The organism is Streptomyces canarius, from assembly GCF_014650735.1.
In the GTDB taxonomy this organism is placed as follows: Bacteria; Actinomycetota; Actinomycetes; order Streptomycetales; family Streptomycetaceae; genus Streptomyces; species Streptomyces olivaceoviridis.
On record NZ_BMVN01000003.1, the window covers coordinates 82,765 to 109,035 of the forward strand.

The window sequence follows — 26,271 nt, forward strand, 5'->3', positions numbered from 1 at the left end:
CCGCGGAGCTTGGCGTTGCGTCGTCGGCCGTCCACTCGGATATCCGGACATCCTGAGGAGCCCACGCCATCATGGCCAACCGCCAGCAGCCCAGCCCCATGCCGATCCACAAGTACGGCCGCTACGAGCAGGTCGACATTTCGGACCGCACCTGGCCGAACAAGCGGATCACCGCCGCCCCCCGCTGGCTCTCCACCGACCTGCGCGACGGCAACCAGTCCCTGATCGACCCCATGTCGCCCGATCGCAAGCGGCGCATGTTCGACCAGCTGGTCGCCATGGGCTACAAGGAGATCGAGGTCGGCTTCCCCGCCTCCGGCCAGACCGACTTCGACTTCGTGCGCTCGATCATCGAGGAAGAGGGCGCGATCCCCGAGGACGTGACGATCTCCGTCCTCACCCAGGCCCGCGAGGACCTGATCGAGCGGACCGTGGAGTCCCTGAAGGGCGCGCGCAGGGCCACCGTCCACCTGTACAACGCCACCGCCCCGGTCTTCCGCCGGGTCGTCTTCCGCGGCTCCAAGGACGACATCAAGCAGATCGCCGTCGACGGCACCCGCCTGGTGATGGAGTACGCCGAGAAGCTGCTGGGCCCGGAGACCGAGTTCGGCTACCAGTACTCCCCGGAGATCTTCACCGACACCGAGCTGGACTTCGCGCTGGAGGTCTGCGAGGCGGTGATGGACGTCTACCAGCCGGGTCCGGGCCGCGAGATCATCCTCAACCTGCCCGCCACCGTGGAGCGTTCGACGCCGTCCACGCACGCGGACCGCTTCGAGTGGATGCACCGCAACCTCTCCCGCCGCGAGTACGTCTGCCTGTCCGTCCACCCGCACAACGACCGCGGTACCGCCGTGGCCGCCGCCGAGCTGGCCCTGATGGCCGGCGCCGACCGCGTCGAGGGCTGCCTGTTCGGCCAGGGCGAGCGCACCGGCAACGTCGACCTGGTCACCCTGGGCATGAACCTGTTCTCCCAGGGCGTCGACCCGCAGATCGACTTCTCCGACATCGACGAGATCCGTCGTACGTGGGAGTACTGCAACCAGATGGAGGTCCACCCGCGCCACCCGTACGTGGGCGACCTGGTCTACACGTCCTTCTCCGGCTCCCACCAGGACGCCATCAAGAAGGGCTTCGACGCCATGGAGGCCGACGCGGCGGCTCGCGGGGTCACCGTGGACGACCTCGAATGGGCGGTGCCGTACCTGCCGATCGACCCGAAGGACGTCGGCCGCTCCTACGAGGCCGTCATCCGTGTCAACTCGCAGTCCGGCAAGGGCGGTATCTCCTACGTCCTGAAGAACGACCACAAGCTCGACCTGCCGCGCCGGATGCAGATCGAGTTCTCGAAGATCATCCAGGCGAAGACCGACGCCGAGGGCGGCGAGATCACGCCGAAGGAGATCTGGGCGGTCTTCCAGGACGAGTACCTGCCGAACCCCGAGAACCCGTGGGGCCGCATCCAGGTCAGGACCGGCCAGTCGACCACCGACACCGACGGTGTGGACACCCTCACCGTCGAGGCCACCGTCGACGGCGAGGACCGGGTCCTGACCGGCTCCGGCAACGGTCCGATCTCGGCCTTCTTCGACGCCCTCCAGTCCATCGGCATCGACGTACGCCTGCTGGACTACCAGGAGCACACGATGAGCGAGGGCGCCTCCGCGCAGGCCGCCTCCTACATCGAGTGCGCGATCGGCGACAAGGTCCTGTGGGGCATCGGCATCGACGCGAACACGACGCGTGCGTCGCTGAAGGCGGTCGTCTCCGCGGTGAACCGCGCGACACGCTAGCGCTTCGCCGGGCAGCGGACCGGGGGCATCGGCTGTCGGGCGGGCGCGGCGCCGTCGTGGCCGGTCGCGCCGTTCCCCGCGCCCCTTCCGGACGCTGCCCCGCCCGGCGTTCACAGGTCCCCGCCCGCCGTGCACCGGTGGGCGGGGATCGTCTGTTTCCGGCCAACGCGCCCCCCAGGTCACAGAAAGGTCTCTTACGGGGTACTGACTCCACCTCGGTGATGTGGCTAACATCACGCCAGCGCGGCGATGTTGCCGTGCGGTTACGGAGGTGCGACGTGCTGCCAGTACGGGGACGAGACGACCGTGCCGCCAAGGCTGCGCGCATCCTGGGCACCCGCACCGCATGGACACCCGTGGGGGACGGCGAGTTCTTCTGCCCGGGCTGCGGCGGCGACCGCAACTACCAGCGGCTCACCGGACGACGCCGGCTCACCCTGCTCGGCGTGCCCGTGCTGCCGCGCGGGACGGCCGGACCGGTCGTGGAGTGCGCGGCCTGCGGGCACCACTTCGGCACCGAGGTGCTGGACCACCCCACCACCCGCCGGTTCTCCGTGATGCTCCGTGACGCCGTGCACACCGTCGCCCTCGCCGTGCTCGCCGCGGGCGGCACCTCTTCCCGTACGGCCCTGGAGACGGCCGCCGCGACGGTCCGCGCGGCCGGCTTCGCCGAGTGCACCGAGGACCAGCTGGCCGCCCTGGTCGACGCCCTCGCCGCCGACACCGGCCGGTACTTCGAGCAGCCGTGCGGGGCCGGGCTGACCATAGAGCTGCACGAGTCCCTGGACCCGCTCGCCCCGCACCTGGCCCCGGCCGGACGCGAGTCCCTGCTGCTCCAGGCCGCCCGCATCGCCCTCGCCGACGGCCCCTACACGCCCGCCGAACGCGACGCCCTCGCCACCGTCGGAGCGGCCCTCACCATCTGCTCCGACGACGTGACCCGGCTGCTGGCCGCGGCCCGGACCCCGTCCTGACCACCCGTCCCGGCCACGCGTCCCGACGACCACCCGTCCCGGCCGCCCGTCCTGATCACCCGGACGGAGTAAGGCCGTCCCGGTGATCGTGGGGAGCATCAGGGCGTGACCCCGCGCAGCCGCTCCCTCCTCACCAGCCTGGCGCTCCTCGCCCCGCTCACCGCCGGGCTGCCCGCCCACGCGGCGCCCGCCGACTGCGCCTCCTCGGTGCCGTACGTGTCCGGGCGCGGCGGGTACGCCGTCTACCGCATCCCGGCCGTGGTGGAGACCCGGCACGGTACCGTCCTGGCCTTCGCCGAGGGCCGGCGCGACGGCGCGGGAGACACCGGTGACATCGACGTCGTCCTGCGCCGCTCCGCCGACGGCGGCTGCACCTGGGGCCCGCTGACCGTGGTGGCCGCCGGGCGGGGCCACACCCGGGGCAACCCGGCACCCGTGGTCGACCCGCGCACGGGCGCCGTCGTCCTGGTCACCTGCGCCAACGCGGGGACCGTGACGGAGGCGCGGATCATGCGCGGCGAGGTCGCCCCGGAGCAGGGCCGCCGGGTCTTCGTGCAGCGCAGCCGGGACGACGGCCGCAGCTTCACCGCCCCCCGGGACATCACGGCCCGGGTGACCCGGCCCGGCTGGCGCTGGTACGCCACCGGCCCCGGTCACGCCGTCGCCCTCACCCGCGGCCCCCACGCCGGCCGTCTGCTGATCCCCGCCGACCACTCCACGGCCCCGCCCGCCGGCTCCCGGGACACCGGCCAGGAGGCCAGGTACTACGGCGGACACGCCCTCTACAGCGACGACTCCGGCCGCACCTGGCACCTGGGGTTCGTGGACGCGGGCCACGACGGCGTGACCAACGCCAACGAGACCAGCGCCGCCCAACTCCCCGACGGGCGCGTCTACTTCAGCTCTCGCGACCAGAACGGCACCGCCCCCGGGAACCGCCTCGACACCTACTCCGGCGACGGCGGCCGGACCCTGGACCGCCCCTACGCCGTCCAGCCCGCCCTGAACGCCGTCCCGGTGGTCCAGGGCAGCGTCCTCCAGCCGCGCGACCCGGGCGCGCCCCTGCTGTTCTCCGCGCCCTCCGTGCCGACCGCGCGGCGCGCCCCGGCCCTCTGGGCGAGCACGGACGCCGGCCGCACCTTCCGCAGGCTGCTCACCCTCTCCGACCACCCGGCCGCCTACTCCGACCTGGTCCAGCTCGCCCCCGGCACGATCGGCGTCCTCTACGAGACCGGCGTCCGGGGCCCGTACGAGTCCCTGGAGTTCCGCAGACTCCGCCTGGGTGCTCCGGGGCCCGGTGGCGGGGTCCGCGAGACCGCCTAGCCGTCGAGGCCGAGCAGGCCCGCCGCCGCCAGCAGCTTGCCGATCTGTTCGACCTCCGCGCCGGACAGCGGTACCTGCGGCTCCGCGGTCGCCGGGCAGTCGATGATCCCGCGCAGGTGCAGTGCCGCCTTGAACGCGCCCAGCGCCGCCGAACTGCCGCCCATCCGCGCGGGGTCCCCGACGCCGGTGATCCCGAACAGCGCGCACAGCCGCTCCTGTTCGGTGCGCGCCCCCTCCGCGTCGCCCGCCCGGCACTGGCGGTAGAGGCGCACATAGCCGTGCGGGTCGACGTTGGCCAGGCCCGGCACGGCCCCGTCGGCGCCCAGCGCCAGCGCGGCGTCGGCGATCAGCTCCGAGCCGGTCAGCACGCTGAACCCGGGGTGGGCGCGGGCGCCGGCGACCACCTCCCGGAAGGCCGCCAGGTCCCCGCTGGAGTCCTTGACCCCGGCCAGGACGCCGTCCCCGGCGAGGCCCAGCAGCAGGTCGGCGGGGAGCTTGGTGTGCACGGCGACGGGGATGTCGTAGGCGATCACCGGGACCGGGCTGGCGGCGGCGATCCGGCGGTAGTGGTGGACGATCTCGGACGGGTGGGTGCGGGCGTAGAAGGGCGCGGTGACGACGACGGCCCGCGCGCCCGCCGAGGTGACCGCCGCGACGTGCTCCAGGACACGCGGGGTGGTCATGTCGATGGCCCCGGCGAGCACGGGCAGCTGACCGCCCACGTGCGCGGTCACGGCCGCCACCACCCGCGCGCGCTGCGCGTCCGTCAGGAAGGCCGCCTCCGAGGTCGAGCCCAGCAGGAACAGCCCGTGCACCCCGGCCTCCACCAGGAAGTCCACCAGGCGCAGCAGTGAGGGCACGTCCACCTCGCGCTCCGGCGTCAGGGGCGTGCAGACGGGCGGGACGACACCGGTGAGCGGGGTCGGAAGGGTCATTCACGGCTCCTGGCGCGCTAGGTCACGGGTCGGCTGGTCCTCCTGGACAGGATGGTGGCACCGATAGCGGTGTCCGGGCCGTGACGCGCCCGAGAAGTCCGGCATCGACGCGGCGCAGACCTCGTCGGCCTTCCAGCAGCGGGTGCGGAACGGGCAGCCGCTCGGCGGGCGGGTCGCCGAGGGGACCGGCCCGGTCAGCGGGATCGGGTCGACGGGGTCCAGCAGGCCCGGTGTGGCCGAGAACAGGGCGCGGGTGTACGGGTGCCGGGCCGCGTCGGTGACCCGGCCCGCCGGGGTCTCCTCCACGATCCGGCCGAGGTACATGGTGATCACCCGGTCGCTCATGCGCCGTACCGTCTGGATGTCGTGCGAGACGAACACCAGGGCGAGGCCGAGGCGCTCCTTCAGGTCGAGCAGCAGGTTGAGGATCTGCGCGCGGACCGAGACGTCCAGGGCGCTGGTCGGCTCGTCGGCGACGACCAGGTCCGGGTCCAGGGCGAGCGCGCGGGCGATGGCGACGCGCTGCCGCTGCCCGCCGGAGAGCTGCCCGGGCAGGGCGTCGGCGAGCGCCCGGGGCAGGCCGACGAGGGCCATCAGCTCCCGCACCCTGTCCTCCCGTTCGGCCCGCGTGCCGCGCCGGTGGACGTCCAGCGGGTCGCGCAGGATCCGGCGGACCGTCAGCCGGCGGTTCAGCGCGGTCGACGGGTCCTGGAAGATCATGCCGGTGCCCGCGCCGACCGTGCTCCTGCGCTCGGCGGCCGGCATCGCCCACAGGTCCCGGCCCCGGAACGCCACCGTCCCGGACACCGGCCGCTCGATGCCCACCAGCACCTTCGCCAGCGTCGACTTCCCGCACCCCGACTCGCCGACCACCCCCACCGTCTCACCGGGCGCGACCGAGAGACCGGCGCCGGTCAGGGCGTACACCCGGTCGCGCCGGAACAGGCCGCCGCTGCGCGCCCGGTGGACGACGTGCGCGTCCCGCACCTCCACGACAGCGGTCACTGAAGGGCCTCCTCGCTCTGTGCCGACGCCAGTTCCACCGCCGGGTGGTGGCAGGCGGCCGTGTGGGCGGGGGTGCCCGCGAGGACCGGGGCGGTGGTGTGGCACACCTCGGTGGCGAGCGGGCACCGGTCGGCGAACCGGCAGCCCGCCGGGAAGTCGGCCGGGGCGGGTACGACCCCCTTGATCTGGGTCATCCGCTCCTCGGCCGACTCCAGCGAGAGCACGCTGCCGAGCAGCCCGCGCGTGTAGTGGTGGGCCGGTGCCGCCACCACGTCGGCGGTCACCCCGGTCTCCACGATCTGCCCGCCGTACATCACCGCCACCCGGTCGGTGATGTCGGCGACCAGCGCCAGATCGTGCGAGACCAGGATCAGCGCGAAGCCCAGCTCGGCCCGCAGCCGGAGCAGCAGCTCCATGACCTGGGCCTGCACGGTGACGTCCAGGGCGGTGGTCGGCTCGTCGGCGACGATCAGCCTCGGGTCGCGGGAGAGGGCCATGGCGATGAGCACGCGCTGGCGCTGCCCGCCGGACAGCTCGTGCGGATAGCTGCGCAGGGTGCGGTCGGGGTCCAGGCCGACCAGCTCCATGAGCTCGCGCGGACCGCGCCCGCCCCCGCGCCGGACGAGCTGCTTCAGCTGGGCCCGGACGGTCATGGCCGGGTTCAGGGAGGACAGGGCGTCCTGGTACACCATGGCCATCTCGTGGCCGAGGAGCCGCCGCCGCACCCGCGCCGGCTCGGCCAGCAGGTCCCGCTGCCCGAACCGGACCTGGCCGGCGACCCGGGCGCCCCTGGGCTGGAGCCCCATGACGGTCAGCGCGGTCAGCGACTTCCCGCAGCCCGACTCGCCCACCAGCCCCAGCACTTCACCGGGGTACACCGCGAAGCCGACCCCGGCCACGATGTCCACGCCCCGGTGCCGGTCCGGGAAGCCGATGGCGAGGTGCTCCACGGCGAGCACCGGCTGTCCGCTCCGGTCCGGCAGCGGCCGGGCCCGGGAGCGCAGCCGCCGGGCGGCCTGCGTGAGACCGGGCAGCGGCAGCACCTCGCCGGTGCCGGGCTCCGGGACCTCCAGCCGGTCCGCCGGGAGCGCCCCCCGCGCGGGAGCCTCCACCTCGCGGGGGGCGGGCGCCGCCCACGCGTCCGAGACGCCCTCGGAGAGGATGTTCAGCGCCAGCACGGTGAGCAGGATCAGCAGCCCGGGGAAGACGGTCGCCCACCAGCCGCCGGTCAGCACCATGTTCTTGCCGTCGGCGATGACACTGCCCCAGGACGGGTCCGGTGGCCGCACGCCCGCGCCGATGAAGGACAGCGACGCCTCGAACACGATGGCCTCGGCGACCTGGACCGTGCAGAACACCAGCACCGGCGCGGCGCAGTTGACGGCCACGTGCCGCAGCACGATGTGCGGGGTGCGGGCGCCGACGACCCGCTCCGCGGTGACGTAGTCCTCGCCGTACTGGTCCAGCACATTGGCCCGTACGACCCGCGCCACGGGCGGGGTGAACAGGAACGCGATGGCACAGATCAGCACGCCGATCCCGCCGCCGAACACGGCCATCAGCACGGCCGCGAGCGCGATGCCCGGGAACGCCATCACCACGTCCAGGCAGCGCATCAGCGTCTCGTCCACCGCCTTGCGGGAGGTGGCGGCCAGCGCCCCGACGAGGGCACCGACGGCGAGCGCGAGCGCGGTCGCGCCCAGCCCGATGGCGAGGGACCAGCGGGCGCCGTACATCAGCCGGCTGAGGACGTCCCGGCCGAGGCTGTCCTGCCCCAGCCAGTGCGCGGCCGACGGCGCCCCGTCCCCGCCGACCGGGTCCTGCTGGTCGAGCGGGTCGTGCGGGGCGAGGACGGGGGCGAGGACGGCGACGACGATGACGACGGCCAGGAAGCAGACGGCGGCCCTGGACAGCGGCGGCAGCCGGCGCCAGCCGCGCAGCCGGACGCCGGGCCGGGAGAGCCGTTTGCCGAGGTTCGCGCGCGTGACCATCAGGCCGCCCTCAAGCGTGGGTTGACCAGCAGATACAGGATGTCGATGACGAGGTTGACGACGACGAACCCGGTGGCGGTGGTCAGCACGACCCCCTGCACGACGGCCGGATCGCCGTTCTGCACGGCGTCGATCATCAGCTTCCCCATGCCGGGCAGCGAGAAGATGGTCTCGATGACGACGGCACCGCCGAGGAGGTAGCCGACCCGCAGCCCGAGCACGGTGAGGGGATTGACGAGCGCGTTGCGCAGCACGTTCCGGCCGACGACGACCCGGGGCGGCAGCCCGCTCCCGATCGCCGTCCGGACGTAGTCCTTGTCCAGCTCCTCCACCACGGAGGTCCGCACGATCCGGGTGAGCTGGGCGGCGACCGGCAGGGACAGCGCGAACGCGGGCAGGGCCATGGTCCTCAGCCAGCCGGCGAGGGAGTCGGCGGGGTTGACGTAGCCGCCGGTCGGGAACCAGCCCCGGTCCACGGCCAGGTACTGGATCATCAGCAGCGCCAGCCAGAAGCCGGGCGCGGCCACCCCGACCAGGGAGACCACCCGGATGACCTGGTCCGCCGGCCGGTCCCGGTACACCGCCGCCGTCACCCCGCCCGCCAGCGCCAGCACGACCGCGAGCGCGAGACCGAGGAAGGTCAGCTGGAGGGTGAGCGGCAGCGCGGTGGTGACCTGGTCGACCACGGGCGCGCGGGTGAGGGCGCTGGTGCCGAGGTCGCCGTGGAGCAGGTCGCCGACGAAGTGGACGTACCGCAGCGGCAGCGGGTCCAGCAGCCCGTTGCGCTCCCGGAAGTCGTGGAGCTGACCGGGGGTCGGGTTGGCGCCCTGGAAGAACGCGGACGCCGGGTCGACGTCCGAGAAGCGCATCACCAGGAACACGAAGAGCACGATGCCGAGGAGCAGGGGCACGAGCAGGGCGACCCGGCGCAGCAGGATCCGTACGACGGCCGTCATGCCGTCAGCTCCACTTGGCCTGGAGCACGTTGATCCCCGGGTACGGCTGGGCCCGTATCCCGCTGAGCTCGCGCGGGTCCCAGGCGGTCATCAGCTCGTTGTGGACGACCGGGTAGAGCACGGCCTGCTCGGCGACGACGTCGATGTAGTCCTGGATCATCGCCTTCTTCCTCGCGGGGTCCGGCTCGCGGGTCGCCCGGTCCATGTCCTTGAACAGCCGCTGGGCGACGGGGTGGCCGGCCCACCGCGTGTACCGCATCCACAGGTTCTCGGGCCCGTAGTTGTAGTGCATGATCAGGTCGGCGTCGCGCCCGAACTGGTTCGGGTTGGAGGCCGCCGCGACCACCTGGTAGTCCTGCTTCTGGTCCATCTTGGTGAAGACGGCCGTGGTCTCCTGCGGCGCCAGGGTGGTCCGCACGCCGATCGCGTCCCAGGAGGACTTGATGGTCGGCAGGCAGTCCACGATCCAGCTGACGTTGACGGCGAGGATCTCGACCGTGAGGTCGGTGACCCCGGCGGCCCTCAGCAGGGCCTTGGCCTTGTCGGGGTCGTGGTCGTAGACGGTCCTGGCCCGGCGGTAGCCGGGATTGTCCTCGTTGAGGAACGAGGACGCGGGCCTGCCGTGGCCCTTCAGAGCGACCCGCACCATCTTCTCGGTGTCGATGGCGTAGTGCAGCGCCTGGCGGACGCGGACGTCGTCGAAGGGCTCGTGCCGGGTGTTGAACATCAGGAAGAGGTTGTTCATCCCGGCACCGCCGGCGACCTTCAGCCCGCCCTGCTCCAGCCGGGGGATGTTGGCGTAGGGGATGTTGTCGGCGATCTGCGCGCCGGCGCCGGTCCCGGAGATCTTCGCGACGCGTGGTGCCGCGTCCACGATGGTCAGCCAGTTCATCTTCCGGAACGCGGGCCTGCGGGGACCGTTGTAGGCGGCGAACGCCTCGAAGGTGGTGTTCGACTTCGGGTGGTGCGCGGTCTGCCGGTACGGCCCCGAGCCCACGGCCAGCCCCTTGATCGCGTCGTCCCAGGCGCCGGGCCGGGAGAAGACGTGCCGGGGCATGATCTTGGCGAGGGTGAGCCGGGACAGACCGTCCGGGAAGGGGAACTTGAGGACGAGTTCGACGGTCCGGGCGTCGGCCTTCCGCACGGAGTCCAGCCAGGGGGCGAAGAACCCCTTGGCGAGCGTCTGGGTGTCCGGATCGAGTATCCGGTCGAAGACGAACACGACGTCGTCTACGGTGACGGGCTTGCCGTCGTGGAAGGTGGCGCCGGAGCGGAGCGGGAACCGCCAGGTGGTGGCCGACGGGTCGGCGGGGATCGCGGTGGCCAGTGCCGGATACGGCTCCCGGGTGATCGGGTCCGTGTCCAGCAGCCCCTCGTAGACGTGGTTGTTGGCGGCCATCGCGAACGCCGACGCGGTCTGCGTCGGGTCCCAGCTGCCGTCGTTGCCGTACCCGATCACGGCGGTCAGCGTCCGGTCCTTGCCGCTGCCGCCGCCTCCGGTGTCGTTCGTCGACTCCGGACCGGCGGAACAGGCGGCCAGGGCGGGGGACAGGGCGGCGGTCGCGCCGAGCGCGCCCGAGTACTTCAGGAACTGCCGGCGCGGCGGTGCCGGTACGCCGGGGTTCACGTCGTCGTCGCGCACGGGTCCTCCAGCGGGTGAGGGGAGGGGTGGGAGGTGAGGTACGACGTCCTACGTCCTACGTCCGGTCGGTAGCGCGACCATAGGAGGGCCCCCGGGGGCGGTCAAGACGGCGCACACGAATGGCGGATGCGCCAGAGGTCGCACCCCTGGGGGGTCCGCGGCGCCCTGGGGGTACGACGCGGCAGACCGACAGCGCCCGTCCACGGGGCTGTCGGTCTGCGGTGGGTGGGGGAGCGGCTCGGCGGTCAGACCGTCTGCGCCTCCCGGGCCTCCCGGGCGCGGCGGGCCTCGGTGTGGGGGAAGACGTGGCGGTTGTCGACGCTCCACTGGATGGACTCGTCACCGCGTGCGGTGGAGCCCGAGAAGCGCGGGGCCACCTGCTCGGCCAGCAGCGCGTAGCTCTGCTTCGTCTTCTCGAAGGACGCCCAGTTCATGGCGTAGACGAGGAACGTGCCGAAGCCGCCGGTCTGCTCCTGGAGCCGCTCGATCGCGGCGACGGCGTCCTCGGGGGAGCCGACGATCGCCAGGCCCTGCTCGACCCCCGCCTCCAGCACCTGCGAGGACTTGACGCCCTCCATGCCGGCGGCGACGTCGAAGCCGGCGGCCTTGCCCCAGTAGCCCCACAGCCACTCGGAGAAGCCCTGCCGCACGTCCTGGTAGGCCTGCTCGCGGGTCTCGGCGATGTACAGCGGCACGACGACGCGCCACGTGGCCCGGTCCATGGTGTTGCCGTGCTCCTCGGCGGACTCCTCGGCGTAGCGCCACTGCTGGGCCAGGTCCACGGCCGGCAGTCCGGGCGGCGGGGCGCCCCAGGACACCAGGCTCAGGCCGAACTGCCCGGCCGCCTTGGGGCTGTTGGGGGTGCCGATGCTGGAGATGGCCATCTCGATGCCCGGCTTGCTGTAGCGGGGCAGCTGCATCTTGGCGTCCTGGAGCACGAACCAGTCGGTCTTGGCGCTCACCCTCTCCTCGCCGTTGACCAGTTCCCGGACGACGGGGATCGCCTCGCTCGCCATGCGCTTGAGGTCGTCCTGCGCCACGCCGAACTGGTGCGAGTCGTTCGGGGTGGCGCCGGGGCCGACGCCGAGGATGTAACGGCCCCGGGTGAGGTGGTCGAGCATCAGGGCACGGGTCGCGACGTTGTACGGGTGGTGGAAGGGCAGCGGCACGACGCCGTTGGCCAGCTTGATCTGCCGGGTCCGCTCGGCGGCGGCAGCGATGATCGTCTCGGGGGCGCCGATCGTCGGCCAGGCCAGGGAGTGGTGCTCGCCGAACCAGCACTCGTCGTAGTTCAGCTCGTCGAGGTGCTCGACGAGCTGGAGGTCACGCCGAATGGTCAGGTGGGGGTCCTGACCCGGGGCGTGGAGGGGGGAAAGGAACACTCCGATTCCGCTGTGCACGGTGCTCTCCTTGCCGTGAACGGGGGCAGCCAAGGGGGGAGGGGGGAATGAGGGCGTCGCCCGGAGGTGGACGGAGCTGGACGACGCCGGCGGTGGGCCTGCTGGCGCTCGGGTCCGCTACGCGGTCTGCGGCAGGCCGGCGATCTTGAGGACCTGCTCGATCCGCTCCTCAAGACTTCCCGTGACGATGTGCAGCGGGACGTCGAGCGTCTTGACGATCTCCAGCATCAGTTCGTCGGACAGGGTGCGGAAGCGCTCGCTGATCGGGTCGACGCCCTGCGGCAGCGGGAACTCCACCGGGCAGTGGATGACGACGTCGTAGTTCGCCGTGGCGTGCTCCTTGCCCAGCAGGGCGAGCTGGTCCACGACCTCCTCGTAGGGGCCGGTCGAGGCGTGCACGTCGGCGAGGGTGACCGACGGCTCGGGGTAACGGCCCACGGCGAGCCGCACCTTGCTGTAGACCCACTCGTGCAGCACCGAGCCGTCCGAGAGGAAACCGTCCTGGAGCCGGGCCTCGTCCACGGCGCGCTCCGTGAAGCGGCGCACCGCGAGCTGGATCAGCTCGGGCTCGTTGGTCTCCTCCAGCGCCTTGGGGGTGCCGCCGGCCGGGTCGCGCATGGCGCTGCCGTGGACCCGCTCCAGACCGAGCCGCTCGGACAGTTCGGTGGTGAGGGTCGTCTTGCCGTTTCCGTAGGCGCCGACGAATGCGATTCTCACGTGGTCTCTCTCCTTCTTCTGCGATGCGCTCTGCGACGCGTTCTTCGCATGCGCTCTGCGATGCGTTCTTCGATGCGCTCTGCGGTCCGGCTTACGCGGCGACGTCGGCCAGCCGCTCCAGCTCGTTGCGGGTGTCGATCTTGGAGTACTCGTCCTCGGCCCGGTCGATGGCCTCTTCGATGCTCATGACGGGCGTGAACCCGAAGATGTCGACGATCTTGGCCAGCCGCTCCGGAATGGTCCCGCCGACCACGTGCACCGGGATTTCCAGTTCCTCCAGCGTCTTCAGCAGGAGTTCCTCCGCGAGCTGCCGGAAGCGCTCGTTCACCGGGCGGTGGCCGTCCTCGACGATGGGGAATTCGATGGGCAGGTGCACGAATGCGTCGTACGACTGCTTGGTGTGCTGCTTCGCCGGAATGGCGATCTGCTTCATCACCTCGGCGTAGAACCGGACCTCGTCGGTCATCTCGACGTTGTCCAGGTCCACCGACTCGTTCGGGTTGATGCCGACCTTGACGCGCACGGTCGCGTAGGACCACTCGTGCAGGGCGGACCCGTCCGAGATGAATCCGTTCGGCAGGTGGCTCTCGGCGACCGCCCGGCCCTGGATCCGCCGGGTGATCAGCATGATCAGCTCGGCGCCGTTGCACTCCTCCAGGGTCTTGCCGGGGAGCGATATGGGGAGCAGCTCGCGCATGGTGGGGGCCGAGGTGCGCGGAATGCCGGTGAGGTGTGCGAGCGCCATGCTGGTGAGCGTTTTGCCGACGGAATAGGTACCGGAAATGGACAGATTCATCTCTGTCTCCTCGTGGGAATTCGGGTCGGGCTGAGCGGGACAGAAGAATCATGGCAACAGCCGCCGGAATGACCCAGACTCCAAATTCAACAGCGTCGGCGAGCCCATCACCACACACACGATTGCTGTCACCAACAAGCAGCCGGGCCGGCTGTGGCGCGGAGCGGAGCCGTGAAAAAACGGGGGAAGCCGCGGTGGCGTGGAGCCACCGCGGCTTCCCGGGTACGGGTGCGCTGTGCCGGGGTTCAGCCGGCGACCGTCCCGGCCCGCCGGGCGCGGGGGAGCGGTGCCGGGTCCGGGACGATGCTGGTGATCAGCGTGGTGAAGGCGGTCTGCCCGTCCTGGACGCCGCTGATCCTTCGGCACCGCCGGCCGGGCTCGTCCGTCCCGGTGTCGTCCGTGACGATGGCGCACGGCAGGTCGAACTCGACGTAGCGGTGGAAGACGGTGTCGAGTTCCACCGGGACGGCCGCCCGCGGGGCCGCGTCGGCGTGGGCGGCCTGGATCACGGCCTCCAGCAGGACCATGCCGGGTATGTGGTCGTGGGGGTGGTCGAAGAGGATGCGGTGACCGGTGTCGCTCCGCAGGGCCCACCGGCGCGGGGCGCCGCCCGGACCGGCGGCGGTGTCCGGGCCGGCAGACGTGTCCGGGGCGAGCGTCACGTCGCGGGCGTCGGTACGGCCCACCAGCGCGGGTTCGACGGCGGGCCCCGGCGGCAGGGCGCGGGCGAAGGCCGCCTGGGCGTCGGCGCGAGCGCCGCGCAGTCGGTCGTAGAGGGCCGGCGGATAGGCGGTGTAGCCGATGTGGGCGGTGCCGAGCGGCAGTCCGTTCCGGGTGGCCTGCACCCGGGCGGTGAGCCGGCACACGCCCGACTTGCGCCGCACGACGTCGTCGTGGGTGATCGTCAGCTGGACGACGGACGGGTCCGGGCCGGTGGCCAGGGCCTCGGGCGAGGCCGTGCAGGTCAGCCTCTCCCAGCCCATGCGGTAGCCCTGGGGCACGCCGAGTCCGAGATGGCTCGCCACGGCCAGGGCCTGGCGGACGCTCTCGATGAAGAACAGCAGACCGTGCCGCTGCGGGGTGGTGGTGTAGAAGGGGTGGTGCGCGGGCCATTCGACGGTCACCGCGTGGGTGCGATCGGTCACCGGGTGCCAGTCGGTGACCAGTGCTTCGGTGAGGTCGACCTTGCCTGCGTACTGCTTGACATCGGAGGCAGAGGAGCGGGATGAGACGATTCTCTGCCTGGTGGGCGTAGCCATCAGAGTCCCCCGAACAAGGTGTCGGCGCGAGGATGCGCAAAGGTGGGTGACAGCGTGGTGCCGGCCGGAGCCACGTCGTAAGATAGAGATAGTTCTTTTTTTTGTCGAGGGTGACTTCGGAGGGCTGGTCGATGGCTGAACTCACGGGCAAACGGGAGGTCAAGCAGGAGCGTGCGGTGCGCACCCGCGCGCTCGTCGCGCGCGCCGCCGCCGAAGTGTTCGCGGAGTGCGGGTTCGCCGGCGCGAGCGTCACCAAGATCACGCAGCGGGCCGGTCTGACGCTCGGGGCGATGTACTTCCACTTCGAGAACAAGGAGGCCCTGGCCCGGGAGATCGTGCGCAGCCAGCCGGACCGCGTGACGCCGCCGTACGAGTCCCGCGGCCTCCAGCACGCCATCGATATCACCTTGACATGGGCTCACAAGCTGCTTGACGATCCCTTCCTGCTGGCCGGAGCTCGCCTCGTCATGGAGCAGGACTTGTTCATCGGTCCGGAGGAGAACTCGCACCAGCAGTGGACCGAGGTGATGGCGCAGGACCTGGCCCTCGCCCAGAAGGAGCGTGAAGTTCGCGCCAACGTCGACGTGAACGCGGTGGCACGCCTGGTCGTCAACGCGTGCACCGGCGCACAGATGCATGCCCACCTGGAGAGCGGTCGCCGCGACCTGCCCCAGCGAGTGACGGAGATGTGGAACGTGCTGCTGCCCACCATCGCCACCCCTAGCGCGCTGAACCGCATGCGACTCGACGAGGCGCGCGGGAAGTCCGCGTGACGACGCCCGGTGCGCCCGCCCCGTCGCGCACCGGCGGACCCGCCACCGGGACCGCCGGCCCGGGGATCGTCGTCACCGGTGCCACCGGAGCCGTCGGACGTCATGTGGCACGGCTGCTCGCGGAGCGCGCGGGAACACGGCACAGCCTGTTCGTACGGGACCCGGGCAAGGCCGCGGCGCTCGGACTGCCCGGCCCGGCCGTCCGGGGCGACTACACGGACCCGGAGTCGCTGCGCCGCGCGCTCGACGGCGCCGACGCCGTCTTCGTGGTCACGGCGAACCCGCTGCGCCCGGAGGACGACGAGCGCGTCCTGGCCGCCGCCCGCGCCGGCGGGGTGCGGCACGTCGTGAAGCTCTCCTGGTGCGGTGTCGCCGACCCGGGCGCCGACGACCTGGTCGCCCGCTGGAACCGGCGGAGCGAGGAACTGCTGCGCGCCGGCGGGCTGTCCTGGACCGTACTGCGCATCCGCACGCCGATGTCGAACGCGCTCGCCTGGGCGCCGTCCATCCGTGACCGGGGCGTCGTACGGGCCTTCGGCGGGGCGGCACGCACGGCCTGTGTCGACCCGAGGGACGTCGCCGTGGCGGCGGTGGCCGCGCTGACGGTCCCTCAGCATGCCGGCCGAACCTACGCGTTGGCGGGCCCGGAGGCGCTGTCGCCGCGCGAGCAGACCGGTGTCCTCGCCGAAGTCCTCGGCAGGCGCCTGGTGTTCGAGGAGGTCGCGGAGGAGGAGGCCCGCGCCGGCTGGAGCCGCCGCTACGGCGAGCGGATCGCCGAGGCGCTGGTGTCCGGCGCACGGCGGCGGGCCGGGGGAGCGGCCGGCGCGTGCGACGACGGCACGCTGGCGCGGCTGCTCGGAGGGCGACCGCGGACCTTCGGGGAATGGGCCACCGATCACGTCCGGGAGTTCATCTGACTCGGGCATGACAGGGAGGGGCCGGTTCGGCGGGGACCGAACCGGTTGTCCGGAAACAACGGGGAGGGGAACAACGTGTTCACGGGCAAGACGGTCATGATCACGGGGGCGTCCAGCGGCATCGGCGCCGCGACGGCCCGCCATCTCGCGGCGCAGGGGGCGGCGGTCGTCCTCATGGCGCGGCGCGAGGAGAAGCTGGAGAAGCTGGCGGCGGAGATCGGTGCGGAGGGGGGCCGGGCGCTGCCGTGCCCGGGGGACGTCACATCGGCGCAGGACGTGCGCCGCGTCGTCGACACCGCCGTCGCCTCGTTCGGTTCCCTGGACGCGGCGTTCAACAACGCCGGCTGGGGGACGGCGGGCGTGCGGCTGCACGAGCTGACCGACGACGTCTACGACCAGATCATGGACGTCAACGTGCGCGGCGGGTGGAACTGCATGCGCTACCAGATCCCGGCGATGCTGGCCCACCAGGGCGGCACCATCCTCAACACCTCCAGCACGGCCGGGCAGTTCGCCACCGGGGCCGCGGCCCCGTACGTCGCCGCCAAGCACGCGCTGATCGGTCTGACGAGGGCGGCGGCGGCCGAGTACGGCGACCAGGGCATCCGGATCAACGCCCTGGTCGTCGGCACCACGCGGACGGAACTGATGGAGGCGGTGATCGAGCGGCACCCCGAGGTGGAGACCGCGGGCGTCTCCCGGGCCATCCAGCGGCGCATGGCCGACCCCCTGGAGATCGCCCGAGCCGCCGCCTGGCTCCTGAGCGACCAGTCGTCCTTCGTCACCGGCGCGGCCGTCCCGGTGGACGGAGGGTGCAGCGCGGTCTGACGGGCCCGGCCCCGGCCCGTCCCACGGGTGGCTTGCGACGGGTCCCCACCGAGCGGCAGTCGACGGGCGGACCGTCGTGCGCGGCGGGTCGTCCGAACGGTGGTGGCGCTGGGCGGGTGGCCGGGGTGCGGGTGCCGGGTGATGGCTGTGGCGGGCGGGGTCCGTGGCGGCGCCGTGCGCGGCGGGCCGGCCGGCTCCGATCGGATGACCCCGTCGCCACCGCCCACCAGGACACTCGGCCCGCCGCCACCCCCAGCCCGCGCCGGTCCCCGGACATGACGGCCGACCGGGTCGGCGGGTGGGCGTGGCGGCATCCTGTCCGGGGCGCCTGCCGGGGTCGTTCAGCCCGCCGCGTCCTCCGCCGATGCCGTGTCCACCGCGGTGCCGACCAGGCCGGTCAGCAGGACGGCCCAGACCGCGTTCAGCCGGGACAGGTGGGAGGCGCAGTCCTCGGCGGGCTGGGGGGAGTCCAGCACGCCCAGGACCAGGTACCGCAGGAGCAGTGCCACGATCTCGGGGTCGACGCCGGTGCGCAGCTCCTTCTCCCGGCTCGCCTGGCCCAGCAGACCGCGTACGTCGGGCAGCCAGGAGTCGGTCCAGTCCGCGGGCCCGGGCACCCGTTCCCGGGTCAGCCGGCCGGCGGCCCGCACGGTCGGCTCCTCGCACAGCAGGGCCGCCACGGCGTGCGCGATGCGGATGACCCGTTGCAGGAGCGGGTGGTCGGGCTCCTCCGCGGGCTGCGCGCCGGTGCGGGCCACCGCCTCGCGGGTGATCTCGGACCCCTGGGCGTGCACGGCTTCCGCCAGGGCCGGCTTGGTGGGGAAGTGGAAGGTCAGGGCGCCCATGGTGACGCCCGCGGACCTGCTGACGCGCTGGAGCGACGTACCGCTGTACCCCTGGAGGGAGAACTCCCTGGCGGCGGCCTCCAGCAGACGCCCTCGCGTCCGCTCGGCCCGCTCCTGACTGACCATGCTCCCTGGCCTCCGCACGTTCGGTGGGCTGTTCCCGCGGCTGCGGAGACCCGCACACCAGTCGAACAATGATAGCGCTCGTTATCTTTATGCGTCGTGCGTCCGCCCGCAACCCCGAGGTCAGCACGGTGGCGCGAACCGAGCGGGTCCGACTCCCCTGATCGATGGTCAAGGGTGCGCAAAAATAAAAAATATTACTCTCTTCATACCTCTGAAAAAATAACGGTCCCTATTATGTTGTGAGCGCACCGAGACGGGGGGCGCGAACGTTGTACACGGAGGAGGGGCACCATGATGACTGGTACTGGATCTCCGGCAGCCGGCGTCGCGTTGTCAGTGATCCGCCGCAAGCGCCGGGAGGCGGTACCCGCCCCGCGGCGGGACGCCGTCCAGGCGCCGGCGGCGGCCAAGCCGGCCGACCTGAGGTTCGCCGAACTCGGCAGCTTCCTGGCGGCCCGGCGTGCGGAGGTCACTCCGGAGCAGGTCGGACTGCCGGGCGGCGGATCCCGCCGGCTGAGCGGTCTGCGCCGCGAGGAGGTGGCCATGCTGGCGGGTATCGGGGCGTCCTGGTACGCGTGGATCGAGCAGGGGAGGGCCAAGAACGTCTCCCCGGAGATCCTCGCGGCCATCGCCGGTGTTCTGCGGCTGGACGAGGCGCAGTGTCTGTATGTGATGCGGCTGGCCGGCTACACCGCGCCGCGCCGCCCCCGGGCCGGCGTGGAGGACGACGATCTGCTCGGCGCCGAGATCGTCGACGGCTTCCTGCCCGGCCCGGCGTACTTCCTCGACCGCTACTGGGACATCACGGCCGCCAACACCGCCGCCGAGCGTCTGCTGGGCGTCGAAGGGGGACACGCGAACTACTTGGAGATGCTCTTCCTCGACCAGGGCGCCCGGAGCCGGTTCCCCCTGTGGGAGCGGGACGCGGCCGACGCGGTGGCCCGGTTCCGCACGCGGAGCGGTGAGTTCCTCGGCGATCCCCGGCTCGCCTCGCTCGTGGGCCGCCTGCGCGAACGCAGCCCGTTCTTCGCCGACCTGTGGGACCAGCACCGCATCAGCGACGGCTCGGGCATCACCCAGGTGGTGCGCCATCCGGGGCTGGGACAGGTGTCCCTGCACCAGGTCTGTCTCGACCTGTCCTGTCGCCCCGGTCGTCAGCTGATCCTGCTCCGGCCGCACTCGGGCGATGACGCCGAACGGATCGGCGACTGGATCCGGGAGGTGTCGCCGGCCCTCACCGTGTCGACGGTGCCTGCCTGACCGGCCGCCCGGGCGGCTGCCGCCGGCGGCGCCCGCCCGGGACCGGTGCGGGGTCGCTCAGTCGGCCGCCCGGGCCAGCAGGTCGCGCAGGGTCGTCTGTTCCTCGTCGGTGAGCCGCCCGATCGGCGAGTCGACCTGGAGTTGCCTGACGACCTTCCTGCGCAGCGCGGCCCCCTCGGGCGTCAGGTGCAGCAGCTTGGCGCGCCGGTCGGTCGGGTGCGGCCGGCGCTCCAGCAGGCCCATGGCCTCCAGCCGGTCCGCGACGAACGTCGCGTTCGACGCCTCGCAGTGCATCCGCCGGGCCAGCTCGCGCAGGGTCCGCGGCTCGGGCAGCTCGCGCAGCGCGACCGCCTGCGCCGAGGTGAGGCCGAACCGGTCGGAGACCTGCCGGGTGTGCCGTTCGATCGCCTGTGACAGGGCGTTGACCAGGCTGCACACGTCGCCGTCTGCGAGCCGGCCGGGTGTGTTCGAGTGCGCCATGGCGCCATCGTACCCGGCGGCTTCGGACACCGGGCCGGTCGGATCGTGCGAGTTGAAAACATTCGAACTAGATCTTCCCTTGCGGAAGTTCCCCACCAAGCCCTAGCTTCGGACTCGGATAGTTCGAGCTAGTAGTATCCGAGCTAGAAGTATCGCTGGCTCGGTGGCCCGCCGGACGGATGTGCCGTCCGGTCCGGCCCGTCCCTTCCCTGCCTTCCGCTCTATTCAGAGAGGTACACAGAGCCATGACTTCGTCTGGTTCCGCGCGTCACAAAGGGCTCATCCTGGCGGCCCTGGCGCTGGCCCAGCTGATCATCGCCCTGGACTACAGCATCGTGTTCGTCGCCCTTCCGGACATCGGTTCCGGCGTGGGCTTCTCGGACCAGCAGCTCCAGTGGGTGATCGGCGCGTACGCCGTCGCGTTCGGCGGCTTCCTGCTGCTCGGCGGTCGCATGTCCGACCTGCTCGGCCGGCGCCGGATGTTCCTGACCGGCCTGGCGCTCTACGCGCTCGCCTCCGTGCTCGGAGGACTGGCCTCGGACCCCTGGGTCCTGGTCGCCGCCCGAGCGGTGCAGGGCATCGGCGGCGCCTTCCTCGCGCCGGCCACCCTGTCCCTGCTCACCAGCAACTTCGAGGAGGGCCCCGAGCGCAACCGCGCCCTGGGCGTGTGGGGTGCCACCGGCAGCAGCGGCATGGTGGTCGGCTCGCTGCTGGGCGGTGTGCTGACGCAGGCGTTCGGCTGGGCCGCGGTGTTCTTCGTCAACGTCCCCCTCGCCCTGGGCGTCGCCCTGCTCGGACTCCAGGCGATCCCCGCCGACCAGCCGACCGAGCGCCGTCAGGGCTTCGACCTGCCCGGCGGCATCACCGTCACCGGCGGTGCCCTGCTGCTGGTCTTCGGTCTGGTGCAGGGGCCGGAGATCGGCTGGGCCGCGCCCGTCACCCTGGTCAGCTTCGTCGCCGCGGCGGCGCTGATCGTCGGCTTCGTCGTCATCGAGTCGCGCACCGCCGACCCGCTGGTGCCGCTGCGGGTGTTCTCCTTCCGCAGCCTGCGCCTCGGCTCCATGATCACGTTCGCGTTCATGGCGACCTTCGGGGCGAGCGCGTACTTCATCACGCTCGCGCTCCAGACCGTGCGCGGCTGGAGCGCCCTGGCCACCGGTCTGGCCTTCATCCTGCCGTGCGCCTGCATCCTGGTCGGCACCGTGATCGGCGGCAGGATGTCCACCGCGATCGGCGTGCGCAGCACCCTGGTCATCGGCCTGCTCGTCGGCGCCGTCGGTACGGCCGTCTTCGCCGCCTTCCTCGGCAACGGCTCGACGTACGCGCAGATGGTCCCCGGCATCGTGATCTTCAGCATCGCGCAGGGCGTCATCTGGACCGCCATGTTCTCCGCGGCGACCACGGGGGTCGAGGAGAAGCTCCAGGGCCTGGCGTCCGGCCTGGCCACCAGCGGCCAGCAGGTCGGTGCCGCCGTGGGTCTGGCCGTGCTGGTCGCCGTCTCCAACGCGGTCAGCGGCTCCGACCCGGCCCCGGCCGAGCTGTCCGACGGGCTCCAGGCGGCCACCTTCACCTCGGCCGTGTTGATCCTGCTCACCGTCGGCCTGGCACTGGCCCTGCCGAAGCCGGCCGCGGCCGTCAAGGAGACGCCGGTACCGGCCGAGACCCCCGTCCGGGCCAACGAGGCGGTCTGACGGTCCGTCCGGGGAGGCCGGACACCGGTTCCGGCCTCCCCGGGCGGCCCCGCAGACGTCACCCACCGAAGGATCACCATGCCGTTCCCCACCGGGCTCAACTCCTCACCCGCCGCGCTGAGTTCGCTGCGCCTGGGCGACCACACCGTCACGGTCGTCCCCGACGGCGCGGTGCAACTGCACCCGCGGCGCTGGCTGCCCGACTCGACGGACCGCGACTGGGCGGGCGACCACGCCGGCCTCCTGGACGACCAGGGCTACCTCGGGACGTCCGTGGCGAGCCTGCTCGTGGAGCACGACGGCCGGGCCCTGCTCCTCGACGCCGGGTTCGGGCCGCACGACATCCCGGCCGAGGACACCATCGACACCATCGGCGCCCTCCACGGCGGACGGCTCCCCGACGCCCTCGCCCAGGCCGGCCGCGACCCCGCCGACATCGAGGCCGTCGCCTTCACGCACCTGCACGACGACCACATCGGATGGGCGCTCCGGCCCGGCCCGGACCGACCCTCCCCGTTCACGCGGGCCACGCTGCTGGCCTCCGCGGACGAATGGGCCGACTGGCCGGCACCCCCGAAGACCGTCGGTCTCCCGGTGACCCCGGGGCAGGAGATCTTCCCCGGCGTCACCGCATGGCCCGCCCCCGGACACACGCGCGGCCACACGGCGTACGTCGTCTCGGCCGGCGGGCGGCGGGTGATCGCGTTCGGGGACGTCTTCCACAGCCCCGCCCAACTCGCCCGCCCCGACTGGCGGGTGTCGATGGACGCCCTGCCCGAGCAGGCGGTGCGCACGCGGCGGGAGATGCTGGCCGAGCTGACGCGCCCGGACACCCTGGCCTTCGCCAACCACTTCGCGCGGGGACAGCTCGGACGCGTCGTGCACGGCGAGGGCGGGACGCGCTGGGAGCCGCTGTCCGAAGAAACCGCATAACGCGTTCCGGCCCGAAAGGCGGGCCCGGCACGGGGGAATTCCCGTGCCGGGCCCGCTTTTCCGTGTTCTGCCGGTGGTGAAGTGCCGCGGGACGAACGTGTTGGTGCGGGCGGCAGCATCTTCGGTGATGGCGTCGGGGAAGCCGGTGACATTGAAGTCTGGGGCCGGGAGGCCGCCGGTGAAATGATTCCTGACATGCGCCGGAACATCGCCCGGGGCGGTGCTCATGGAACCGGCGGACCCCTGGCCGACGCGCCCGGCAGCAGGCCGGAACGGCCCACGGCGTCTTCTTCCGCCCGTCGGCCGCATTCCCTCCGGCCGGGGACACCCGGCCCGTCAAAGGAAATGTGAGCGGAGCCCCGGAAATCGGGTGGAGGAGATTTCGGCGCGCGGCCGGCCCATTCGCCCCCAGACCTCAGGAGCGTACCGACCCATGAACCGCACGCGAGTCGCCTTCTTCGACGTGGACGGCACCCTGACCACGTCCGGCAGCATGTTCCGTCTCCTCGCCTTCTACCTCGCCGCCATGGGCCACCCGCCGCGCGTGTACGAGGAGCGGCGCCGCGAGCTGAAGGCCATGGCCGCGATCGGCTGTCCGAGGGAGGCCACCAACCGGGCCTACTTCAGCGGTCTTCAGGGTGTGGACGCCGCCGTCCTCGCCGGTGTGGCGGACGCGTGGTTCGCGGCCGAGCTGTCCACCGGCGGCTACTACCACGAGCCGGCCCTGGCCGCGCTGCGCCGCCATCAGGAGCGGGGCGACCACGTCGTCCTGGTGTCCGGGTCGTTCCCGGCGCCGCTCCGGCCGATCGCCGCCGACCTGGGCGTCGAGGAAGTCTGGTGCACCGAGCCGGAGATCGTCCACGGGCGCCACACCGGTGACCTCAAGGGGCCGCCGATGATCGGCGCCGCCAAGGCCGAGGCCGTCCGGACCGTCCTCGCCCGGCGCGGTGCCGCCCCGGACGACTGCGTCGCGTACGGCGACCACGTCTTTGACCTGCCGATGTTCAAGGCCGTCGGCTCCGCCGTGGTCGTCGGCGGCGACGAGCGGCTGCGCACCTCGGCGCGCGCCCACGGGTGGCCCCTGCTGCCCGGCACCCTCCCCCCGCCCGCGCTGCCGCTGCCGCGGACCGGCCCCGGTGCCGCCGCCCGTACCCGCCCGGCCTTCCACTCCTCTCACTCGTCCTTCGCCCCCACCTCACCCACCCGCTACGAGATGCCGGAGACCGCATGACTGCCTGGTTCTTCGAACGGATGCACAGCTTCGGTGACGCCGACGCGATCGTCTTCGACGGCCGGAGCCACAGCTACGCCCAGTTGCTGGAACTGACCGACCAGTGGAAGACCTTCCTCGACGCGCGGCAGGTGCGGCCCGGACAGGTGGTCGCCCTGGAGGGCGCCAGCAGCGTCGAGGCCTGCGCCGGGCTGCTCGCCCTGATCGACCGCGGCACCGTCGTCGTACCCCTGACCCGGCTGCCCCCGGCCAAGCGGTCCGAGTTCCTGGACATCGCCGAGGTGGAAGCCGTCATCACCGTCGACGCCCTCGGCGGCCGGCACCGGTTCGAGGCCACCGGCCGCACGGCCGGCCACGACCTGTACGGCCGGCTGCGCGCGGCGCGGACCCCCGGCCTGGTGCTGTTCAGTTCCGGCACCACCGGCCGCAGCAAGGCGACGGTCCTGGACTTCGCCAAGGTGCTGGGCAAGTACGGCGAGGCCCGCAGGCCCAAGCGGACCCTCGGCTTTCTGAACCTGGACCACATCGGCGGCATCAACACCCTGCTGCACACGCTCAGCCAGGGCGGAGCGCTCGTCACCATCGACGACCGCACCCCCGACACGGTGTGCGCCGCGATCGCCGCCCACCGGATCCAGGTGCTGCCCACCACGCCCACGTTCCTCAACATGCTGCTCATCTCGCGCGCCTACACGCGCCACGACCTCAGCACCCTGCAACTGATCACCTACGGCACCGAGCCCATGCCGCTCGGCGTGCTCCAGCGGCTCGACGCCACGCTGCCGGGCGTCCGTCTGAAGCAGACCTACGGCCTGTCCGAGCTGGGCATCCTGTCCACCCGGTCCCGCGACAACGACAGCCTCTGGGTCAAGCTCGGCGGAGAAGGCTTCGACTACCGGATCCGCGACGGCATCCTGTGGATCCGCTCTGACATGGCCATGCTCGGCTACCTGAACGCGCCCGCGCCCTTCGACGAGGAGGGGTACTTCAACACCCAGGACGCGGTGGAGACCGACGGCGACTACGTCCGCATCCTCGGCCGCAAGTCCGAGATCATCAACGTGGCAGGGGAGAAGGTCTACCCCAGCGAGGTCGAGAACGTCCTGCTGGAGATGGACATCATCGCCGACGCCACGGTCTCCGGCCGGCACAGCCACATCACCGGCCAGGTGGTGCAGGCCAGGGTGAAGCTCACCGAGCCGGCCGACCCCCGGGAGGTGGCCCGCCGCGTCCGCACGTACTGCGCCCGGCGGCTGGAGGCCTACAAGGTGCCGCTGCTGGTCGAGGTCACCGACGACGACCAGCACTCCGACCGCTTCAAGAAGATCCGGAGCGCGGCGTGAACCCGGCCGCCCACCCCGCCGGGCCCGCGCCCGACGGGCCCGGCGCCCCCGGCGCGCCCGTCGCCGTCGTCAGCGGCGGCAGCCGGGGACTGGGCCGGGTCCTGGTCGAACGGCTCCTCGCCGACGGCCGGCGCGTGGCCACCTTCAGCCGGAGACCCAACGAGTTCACCGAGGCGATGGCCGGCAAGCACCCGGAGTCCTTCCACTGGGCAGCCGCCGACCTGACGGACTTCGCCGGGCTGCGGGAGTTCGCCCGCGACAGCGCACGGCGCTTCGGCCGGATCGACCTGCTGGTCAACAACGCGGGCGTGCTCCACCAGGAGCTCTTCCTGACCGGCGCCCCCGCCCGGATGAACGACCTCGTCGGCGCGAACCTCCTGGCGCCGATGCACCTGGCCCAGGCCTGCGCCCGCGTCATGACGCGCACCGGCGGCGGCACCATCGTCAACGTCTCGTCCATCAACGCCATCCGCGGCTACCGGGGCGTCGCCGTGTACGCCGCGGCCAAGGCCGGCCTCGAAGGGCTCGGCCGCGCCCTGGCCCGTGAACTCGGCCCCCTGGGCATCCGGGTCAACACCGTCACGCCCGGCTTCTTCGACAGCGACATGACCGCGGACGTCACCTCGCGCAACCGCGAGAAGATCCAGCACCGCACCCCGCTGGGCCGCCTGGGAACCGTGGACGAGATCGCCGAGGCGGTCCTCTTCCTCGCCTCGCCCGAGGCCCGGTTCATCACCGGACACACCCTTGTCATCGATGGAGGCATCACATGCTGAACAACACGCGGACGTCCGGCATCAGGGCAGCCGTCCAGCGCGAGATCGACAGCGTCCTGCTCGACGAGGAGGGCGGCGCCGGCTACTCCCTGGACGACCCGCTGCTGACGGCCGGCCTCAACTCCCTGCTGCTGGCCCAGCTGCTGCTCCAGCTGGAGGCCGAACTCGGCGTCGACCCGTTCGGTGAGGACCGCTCCATCACCGACGTCCGCACCGTCGGCGAGCTGATCGACGTCTACGAAGAGGCGATACGCGCCGCCTCGGCGGGGGTGTGAGT

General features: G+C 72.2%; 24 protein-coding genes. 13 read left to right on the plus strand and 11 right to left on the minus strand.

What is annotated here, in order from left to right:
- Nucleotides 1-71: 71 nt before the first annotated feature.
- From leuA to IE294_RS05055, 3 genes are all read left to right on the plus strand, one after another.
- The gene (gene leuA / locus IE294_RS05045) at nucleotides 72-1,793 is read left to right on the plus strand and encodes a 2-isopropylmalate synthase (RefSeq protein ID WP_189882659.1); all 1,722 of its coding nucleotides are present in this window, start codon (nucleotides 72-74) and stop codon (nucleotides 1,791-1,793) included.
- Between the two features lie 278 nt (nucleotides 1,794-2,071).
- Nucleotides 2,072-2,767, plus strand: a complete 696-nt coding sequence (locus tag IE294_RS05050) for a tellurite resistance TerB family protein (RefSeq protein WP_189882661.1) — start codon at nucleotides 2,072-2,074, stop codon at nucleotides 2,765-2,767.
- A 105-nt stretch (nucleotides 2,768-2,872) separates the two neighbouring features.
- Nucleotides 2,873-4,090 carry a sialidase family protein gene (locus tag IE294_RS05055; RefSeq protein ID WP_189882662.1) on the plus strand — a complete coding sequence of 406 codons (1,218 nt, stop codon included), beginning with the start codon at nucleotides 2,873-2,875 and terminating at the stop codon, nucleotides 4,088-4,090.
- Here IE294_RS05055 and IE294_RS05060 read toward each other — a convergent pair.
- The 9 genes from IE294_RS05060 to IE294_RS05100 form a co-directional block, all read right to left on the minus strand.
- Complete coding sequence (locus tag IE294_RS05060) at nucleotides 4,087-5,025, minus strand: dihydrodipicolinate synthase family protein (protein ID WP_189882665.1); 939 nt, start codon at nucleotides 5,023-5,025, stop codon at nucleotides 4,087-4,089. The genes IE294_RS05055 and IE294_RS05060 overlap by 4 nt on opposite strands.
- Nucleotides 5,026-6,030, minus strand: a complete 1,005-nt coding sequence (locus IE294_RS05065) for an oligopeptide/dipeptide ABC transporter ATP-binding protein (RefSeq protein ID WP_189882667.1) — start codon at nucleotides 6,028-6,030, stop codon at nucleotides 5,026-5,028.
- Nucleotides 6,027-8,021, minus strand: a complete 1,995-nt coding sequence (locus IE294_RS05070; RefSeq protein ID WP_189882669.1) for a dipeptide/oligopeptide/nickel ABC transporter permease/ATP-binding protein — start codon at nucleotides 8,019-8,021, stop codon at nucleotides 6,027-6,029. The genes IE294_RS05065 and IE294_RS05070 overlap by 4 nt, the downstream gene beginning before the upstream one ends.
- Entirely contained in the window at nucleotides 8,021-8,977 is a 957-nt protein-coding gene (locus IE294_RS05075) for an ABC transporter permease (protein WP_189882671.1), read from the minus strand. The genes IE294_RS05070 and IE294_RS05075 overlap by 1 nt, the downstream gene beginning before the upstream one ends.
- A 4-nt stretch (nucleotides 8,978-8,981) precedes the next feature.
- On the minus strand, nucleotides 8,982-10,619 hold the full coding sequence (locus tag IE294_RS05080; RefSeq protein ID WP_189882673.1) for an ABC transporter substrate-binding protein: 1,638 nt from the start codon (nucleotides 10,617-10,619) through the stop codon (nucleotides 8,982-8,984).
- Nucleotides 10,620-10,864: 245 nt separating this feature from the next.
- On the minus strand, nucleotides 10,865-12,019 hold the full coding sequence (locus IE294_RS05085; protein WP_189882675.1) for an LLM class flavin-dependent oxidoreductase: 1,155 nt from the start codon (nucleotides 12,017-12,019) through the stop codon (nucleotides 10,865-10,867).
- A gap of 117 nt (nucleotides 12,020-12,136) precedes the next feature.
- The gene (locus tag IE294_RS05090) at nucleotides 12,137-12,736 is read right to left on the minus strand and encodes an ATP/GTP-binding protein (protein WP_189882676.1); all 600 of its coding nucleotides are present in this window, start codon (nucleotides 12,734-12,736) and stop codon (nucleotides 12,137-12,139) included.
- Nucleotides 12,737-12,827: 91 nt separating this feature from the next.
- Nucleotides 12,828-13,532, minus strand: coding sequence for an AAA family ATPase (locus IE294_RS05095; protein ID WP_014672609.1), 705 nt, complete (start codon nucleotides 13,530-13,532; stop codon nucleotides 12,828-12,830).
- Nucleotides 13,533-13,777: 245 nt separating this feature from the next.
- Nucleotides 13,778-14,791, minus strand: a complete 1,014-nt coding sequence (locus IE294_RS05100; protein WP_189882678.1) for a ScbA/BarX family gamma-butyrolactone biosynthesis protein — start codon at nucleotides 14,789-14,791, stop codon at nucleotides 13,778-13,780.
- A 131-nt stretch (nucleotides 14,792-14,922) separates the two neighbouring features.
- Here IE294_RS05100 and IE294_RS05105 point away from each other — a divergent pair, with 131 nt between their 5' ends.
- The 3 genes from IE294_RS05105 (at nucleotide 14,923) to IE294_RS05115 (ending at nucleotide 17,309) form a co-directional block, all read left to right on the plus strand.
- Nucleotides 14,923-15,564 carry a ScbR family autoregulator-binding transcription factor gene (locus IE294_RS05105; RefSeq protein ID WP_229917020.1) on the plus strand — a complete coding sequence of 214 codons (642 nt, stop codon included), beginning with the start codon at nucleotides 14,923-14,925 and terminating at the stop codon, nucleotides 15,562-15,564.
- Nucleotides 15,561-16,481 (plus strand): NAD(P)H-binding protein, encoded by a 921-nt coding sequence (locus IE294_RS05110; protein WP_189882680.1) that lies wholly within the window; start codon nucleotides 15,561-15,563, stop codon nucleotides 16,479-16,481. Before IE294_RS05105 ends, IE294_RS05110 begins: the two co-directional genes overlap by 4 nt.
- A 75-nt stretch (nucleotides 16,482-16,556) precedes the next feature.
- A complete protein-coding gene (locus IE294_RS05115; protein WP_189883334.1) occupies nucleotides 16,557-17,309 on the plus strand; it encodes an SDR family NAD(P)-dependent oxidoreductase in 753 nt (250 codons plus the stop codon).
- A gap of 341 nt (nucleotides 17,310-17,650) precedes the next feature.
- Here IE294_RS05115 and IE294_RS05120 read toward each other — a convergent pair whose 3' ends face one another.
- Nucleotides 17,651-18,280 (minus strand): TetR family transcriptional regulator, encoded by a 630-nt coding sequence (locus IE294_RS05120; protein ID WP_189882682.1) that lies wholly within the window; start codon nucleotides 18,278-18,280, stop codon nucleotides 17,651-17,653.
- Between the two features lie 291 nt (nucleotides 18,281-18,571).
- On the opposite strand from IE294_RS05120, the gene IE294_RS05125 reads away from it, so the two are divergent.
- Nucleotides 18,572-19,540 (plus strand): helix-turn-helix domain-containing protein, encoded by a 969-nt coding sequence (locus IE294_RS05125; RefSeq protein ID WP_229917021.1) that lies wholly within the window; start codon nucleotides 18,572-18,574, stop codon nucleotides 19,538-19,540.
- Between the two features lie 57 nt (nucleotides 19,541-19,597).
- Here the strand turns inward: IE294_RS05125 and IE294_RS05130 are convergent, their stop codons facing one another.
- Nucleotides 19,598-20,020 (minus strand): MarR family winged helix-turn-helix transcriptional regulator, encoded by a 423-nt coding sequence (locus IE294_RS05130; protein WP_189882684.1) that lies wholly within the window; start codon nucleotides 20,018-20,020, stop codon nucleotides 19,598-19,600.
- A gap of 245 nt (nucleotides 20,021-20,265) precedes the next feature.
- On the opposite strand from IE294_RS05130, the gene IE294_RS05135 reads away from it, so the two are divergent.
- The 6 genes from IE294_RS05135 (at nucleotide 20,266) to IE294_RS05160 (ending at nucleotide 26,269) form a co-directional block, all read left to right on the plus strand.
- The gene (locus IE294_RS05135) at nucleotides 20,266-21,711 is read left to right on the plus strand and encodes an MFS transporter (protein ID WP_189882686.1); all 1,446 of its coding nucleotides are present in this window, start codon (nucleotides 20,266-20,268) and stop codon (nucleotides 21,709-21,711) included.
- 78 nt (nucleotides 21,712-21,789) lie between these two features.
- On the plus strand, nucleotides 21,790-22,644 hold the full coding sequence (locus IE294_RS05140) for an MBL fold metallo-hydrolase (RefSeq protein WP_189882688.1): 855 nt from the start codon (nucleotides 21,790-21,792) through the stop codon (nucleotides 22,642-22,644).
- 433 nt (nucleotides 22,645-23,077) lie between these two features.
- On the plus strand, nucleotides 23,078-23,875 hold the full coding sequence (locus IE294_RS05145) for an HAD family hydrolase (RefSeq protein ID WP_189882690.1): 798 nt from the start codon (nucleotides 23,078-23,080) through the stop codon (nucleotides 23,873-23,875).
- Entirely contained in the window at nucleotides 23,872-25,218 is a 1,347-nt protein-coding gene (locus tag IE294_RS05150; protein ID WP_189882692.1) for a class I adenylate-forming enzyme family protein, read from the plus strand. The genes IE294_RS05145 and IE294_RS05150 overlap by 4 nt, the downstream gene beginning before the upstream one ends.
- The gene (locus IE294_RS05155; protein WP_189882693.1) at nucleotides 25,215-25,994 is read left to right on the plus strand and encodes an SDR family NAD(P)-dependent oxidoreductase; all 780 of its coding nucleotides are present in this window, start codon (nucleotides 25,215-25,217) and stop codon (nucleotides 25,992-25,994) included. The genes IE294_RS05150 and IE294_RS05155 overlap by 4 nt, the downstream gene beginning before the upstream one ends.
- Complete coding sequence (locus IE294_RS05160) at nucleotides 25,988-26,269, plus strand: phosphopantetheine-binding protein (protein WP_189882695.1); 282 nt, start codon at nucleotides 25,988-25,990, stop codon at nucleotides 26,267-26,269. The genes IE294_RS05155 and IE294_RS05160 overlap by 7 nt, the downstream gene beginning before the upstream one ends.
- Nucleotides 26,270-26,271: the final 2 nt, after the last annotated feature.

Excerpts from the sequence above, each read along its gene's own strand:
- IE294_RS05100 (WP_189882678.1), bottom strand. The coding sequence starts at position 14,791 with ATGGCTACGCCCACCAGGCAGAGAATCGTCTCATCCCGCTCCTCTGCC.
- IE294_RS05075 (WP_189882671.1), bottom strand. The coding sequence starts at position 8,977 with ATGACGGCCGTCGTACGGATCCTGCTGCGCCGGGTCGCCCTGCTCGTG.
- IE294_RS05060 (WP_189882665.1), bottom strand. The coding sequence starts at position 5,025 with ATGACCCTTCCGACCCCGCTCACCGGTGTCGTCCCGCCCGTCTGCACG.
- IE294_RS05140 (WP_189882688.1), top strand. The coding sequence starts at position 21,790 with ATGCCGTTCCCCACCGGGCTCAACTCCTCACCCGCCGCGCTGAGTTCG.
- IE294_RS05145 (WP_189882690.1), top strand. The coding sequence starts at position 23,078 with ATGAACCGCACGCGAGTCGCCTTCTTCGACGTGGACGGCACCCTGACC.
- IE294_RS05070 (WP_189882669.1), bottom strand. The coding sequence starts at position 8,021 with ATGGTCACGCGCGCGAACCTCGGCAAACGGCTCTCCCGGCCCGGCGTC.
- leuA (WP_189882659.1), top strand. The coding sequence starts at position 72 with ATGGCCAACCGCCAGCAGCCCAGCCCCATGCCGATCCACAAGTACGGC.
- IE294_RS05130 (WP_189882684.1), bottom strand. The coding sequence starts at position 20,020 with ATGGCGCACTCGAACACACCCGGCCGGCTCGCAGACGGCGACGTGTGC.
- IE294_RS05125 (WP_229917021.1), top strand. The coding sequence starts at position 18,572 with ATGATGACTGGTACTGGATCTCCGGCAGCCGGCGTCGCGTTGTCAGTG.
- IE294_RS05120 (WP_189882682.1), bottom strand. The coding sequence starts at position 18,280 with ATGGTCAGTCAGGAGCGGGCCGAGCGGACGCGAGGGCGTCTGCTGGAG.
- IE294_RS05160 (WP_189882695.1), top strand. The coding sequence starts at position 25,988 with ATGCTGAACAACACGCGGACGTCCGGCATCAGGGCAGCCGTCCAGCGC.
- IE294_RS05095 (WP_014672609.1), bottom strand. The coding sequence starts at position 13,532 with ATGAATCTGTCCATTTCCGGTACCTATTCCGTCGGCAAAACGCTCACC.
- IE294_RS05105 (WP_229917020.1), top strand. The coding sequence starts at position 14,923 with ATGGCTGAACTCACGGGCAAACGGGAGGTCAAGCAGGAGCGTGCGGTG.
- IE294_RS05150 (WP_189882692.1), top strand. The coding sequence starts at position 23,872 with ATGACTGCCTGGTTCTTCGAACGGATGCACAGCTTCGGTGACGCCGAC.
- IE294_RS05135 (WP_189882686.1), top strand. The coding sequence starts at position 20,266 with ATGACTTCGTCTGGTTCCGCGCGTCACAAAGGGCTCATCCTGGCGGCC.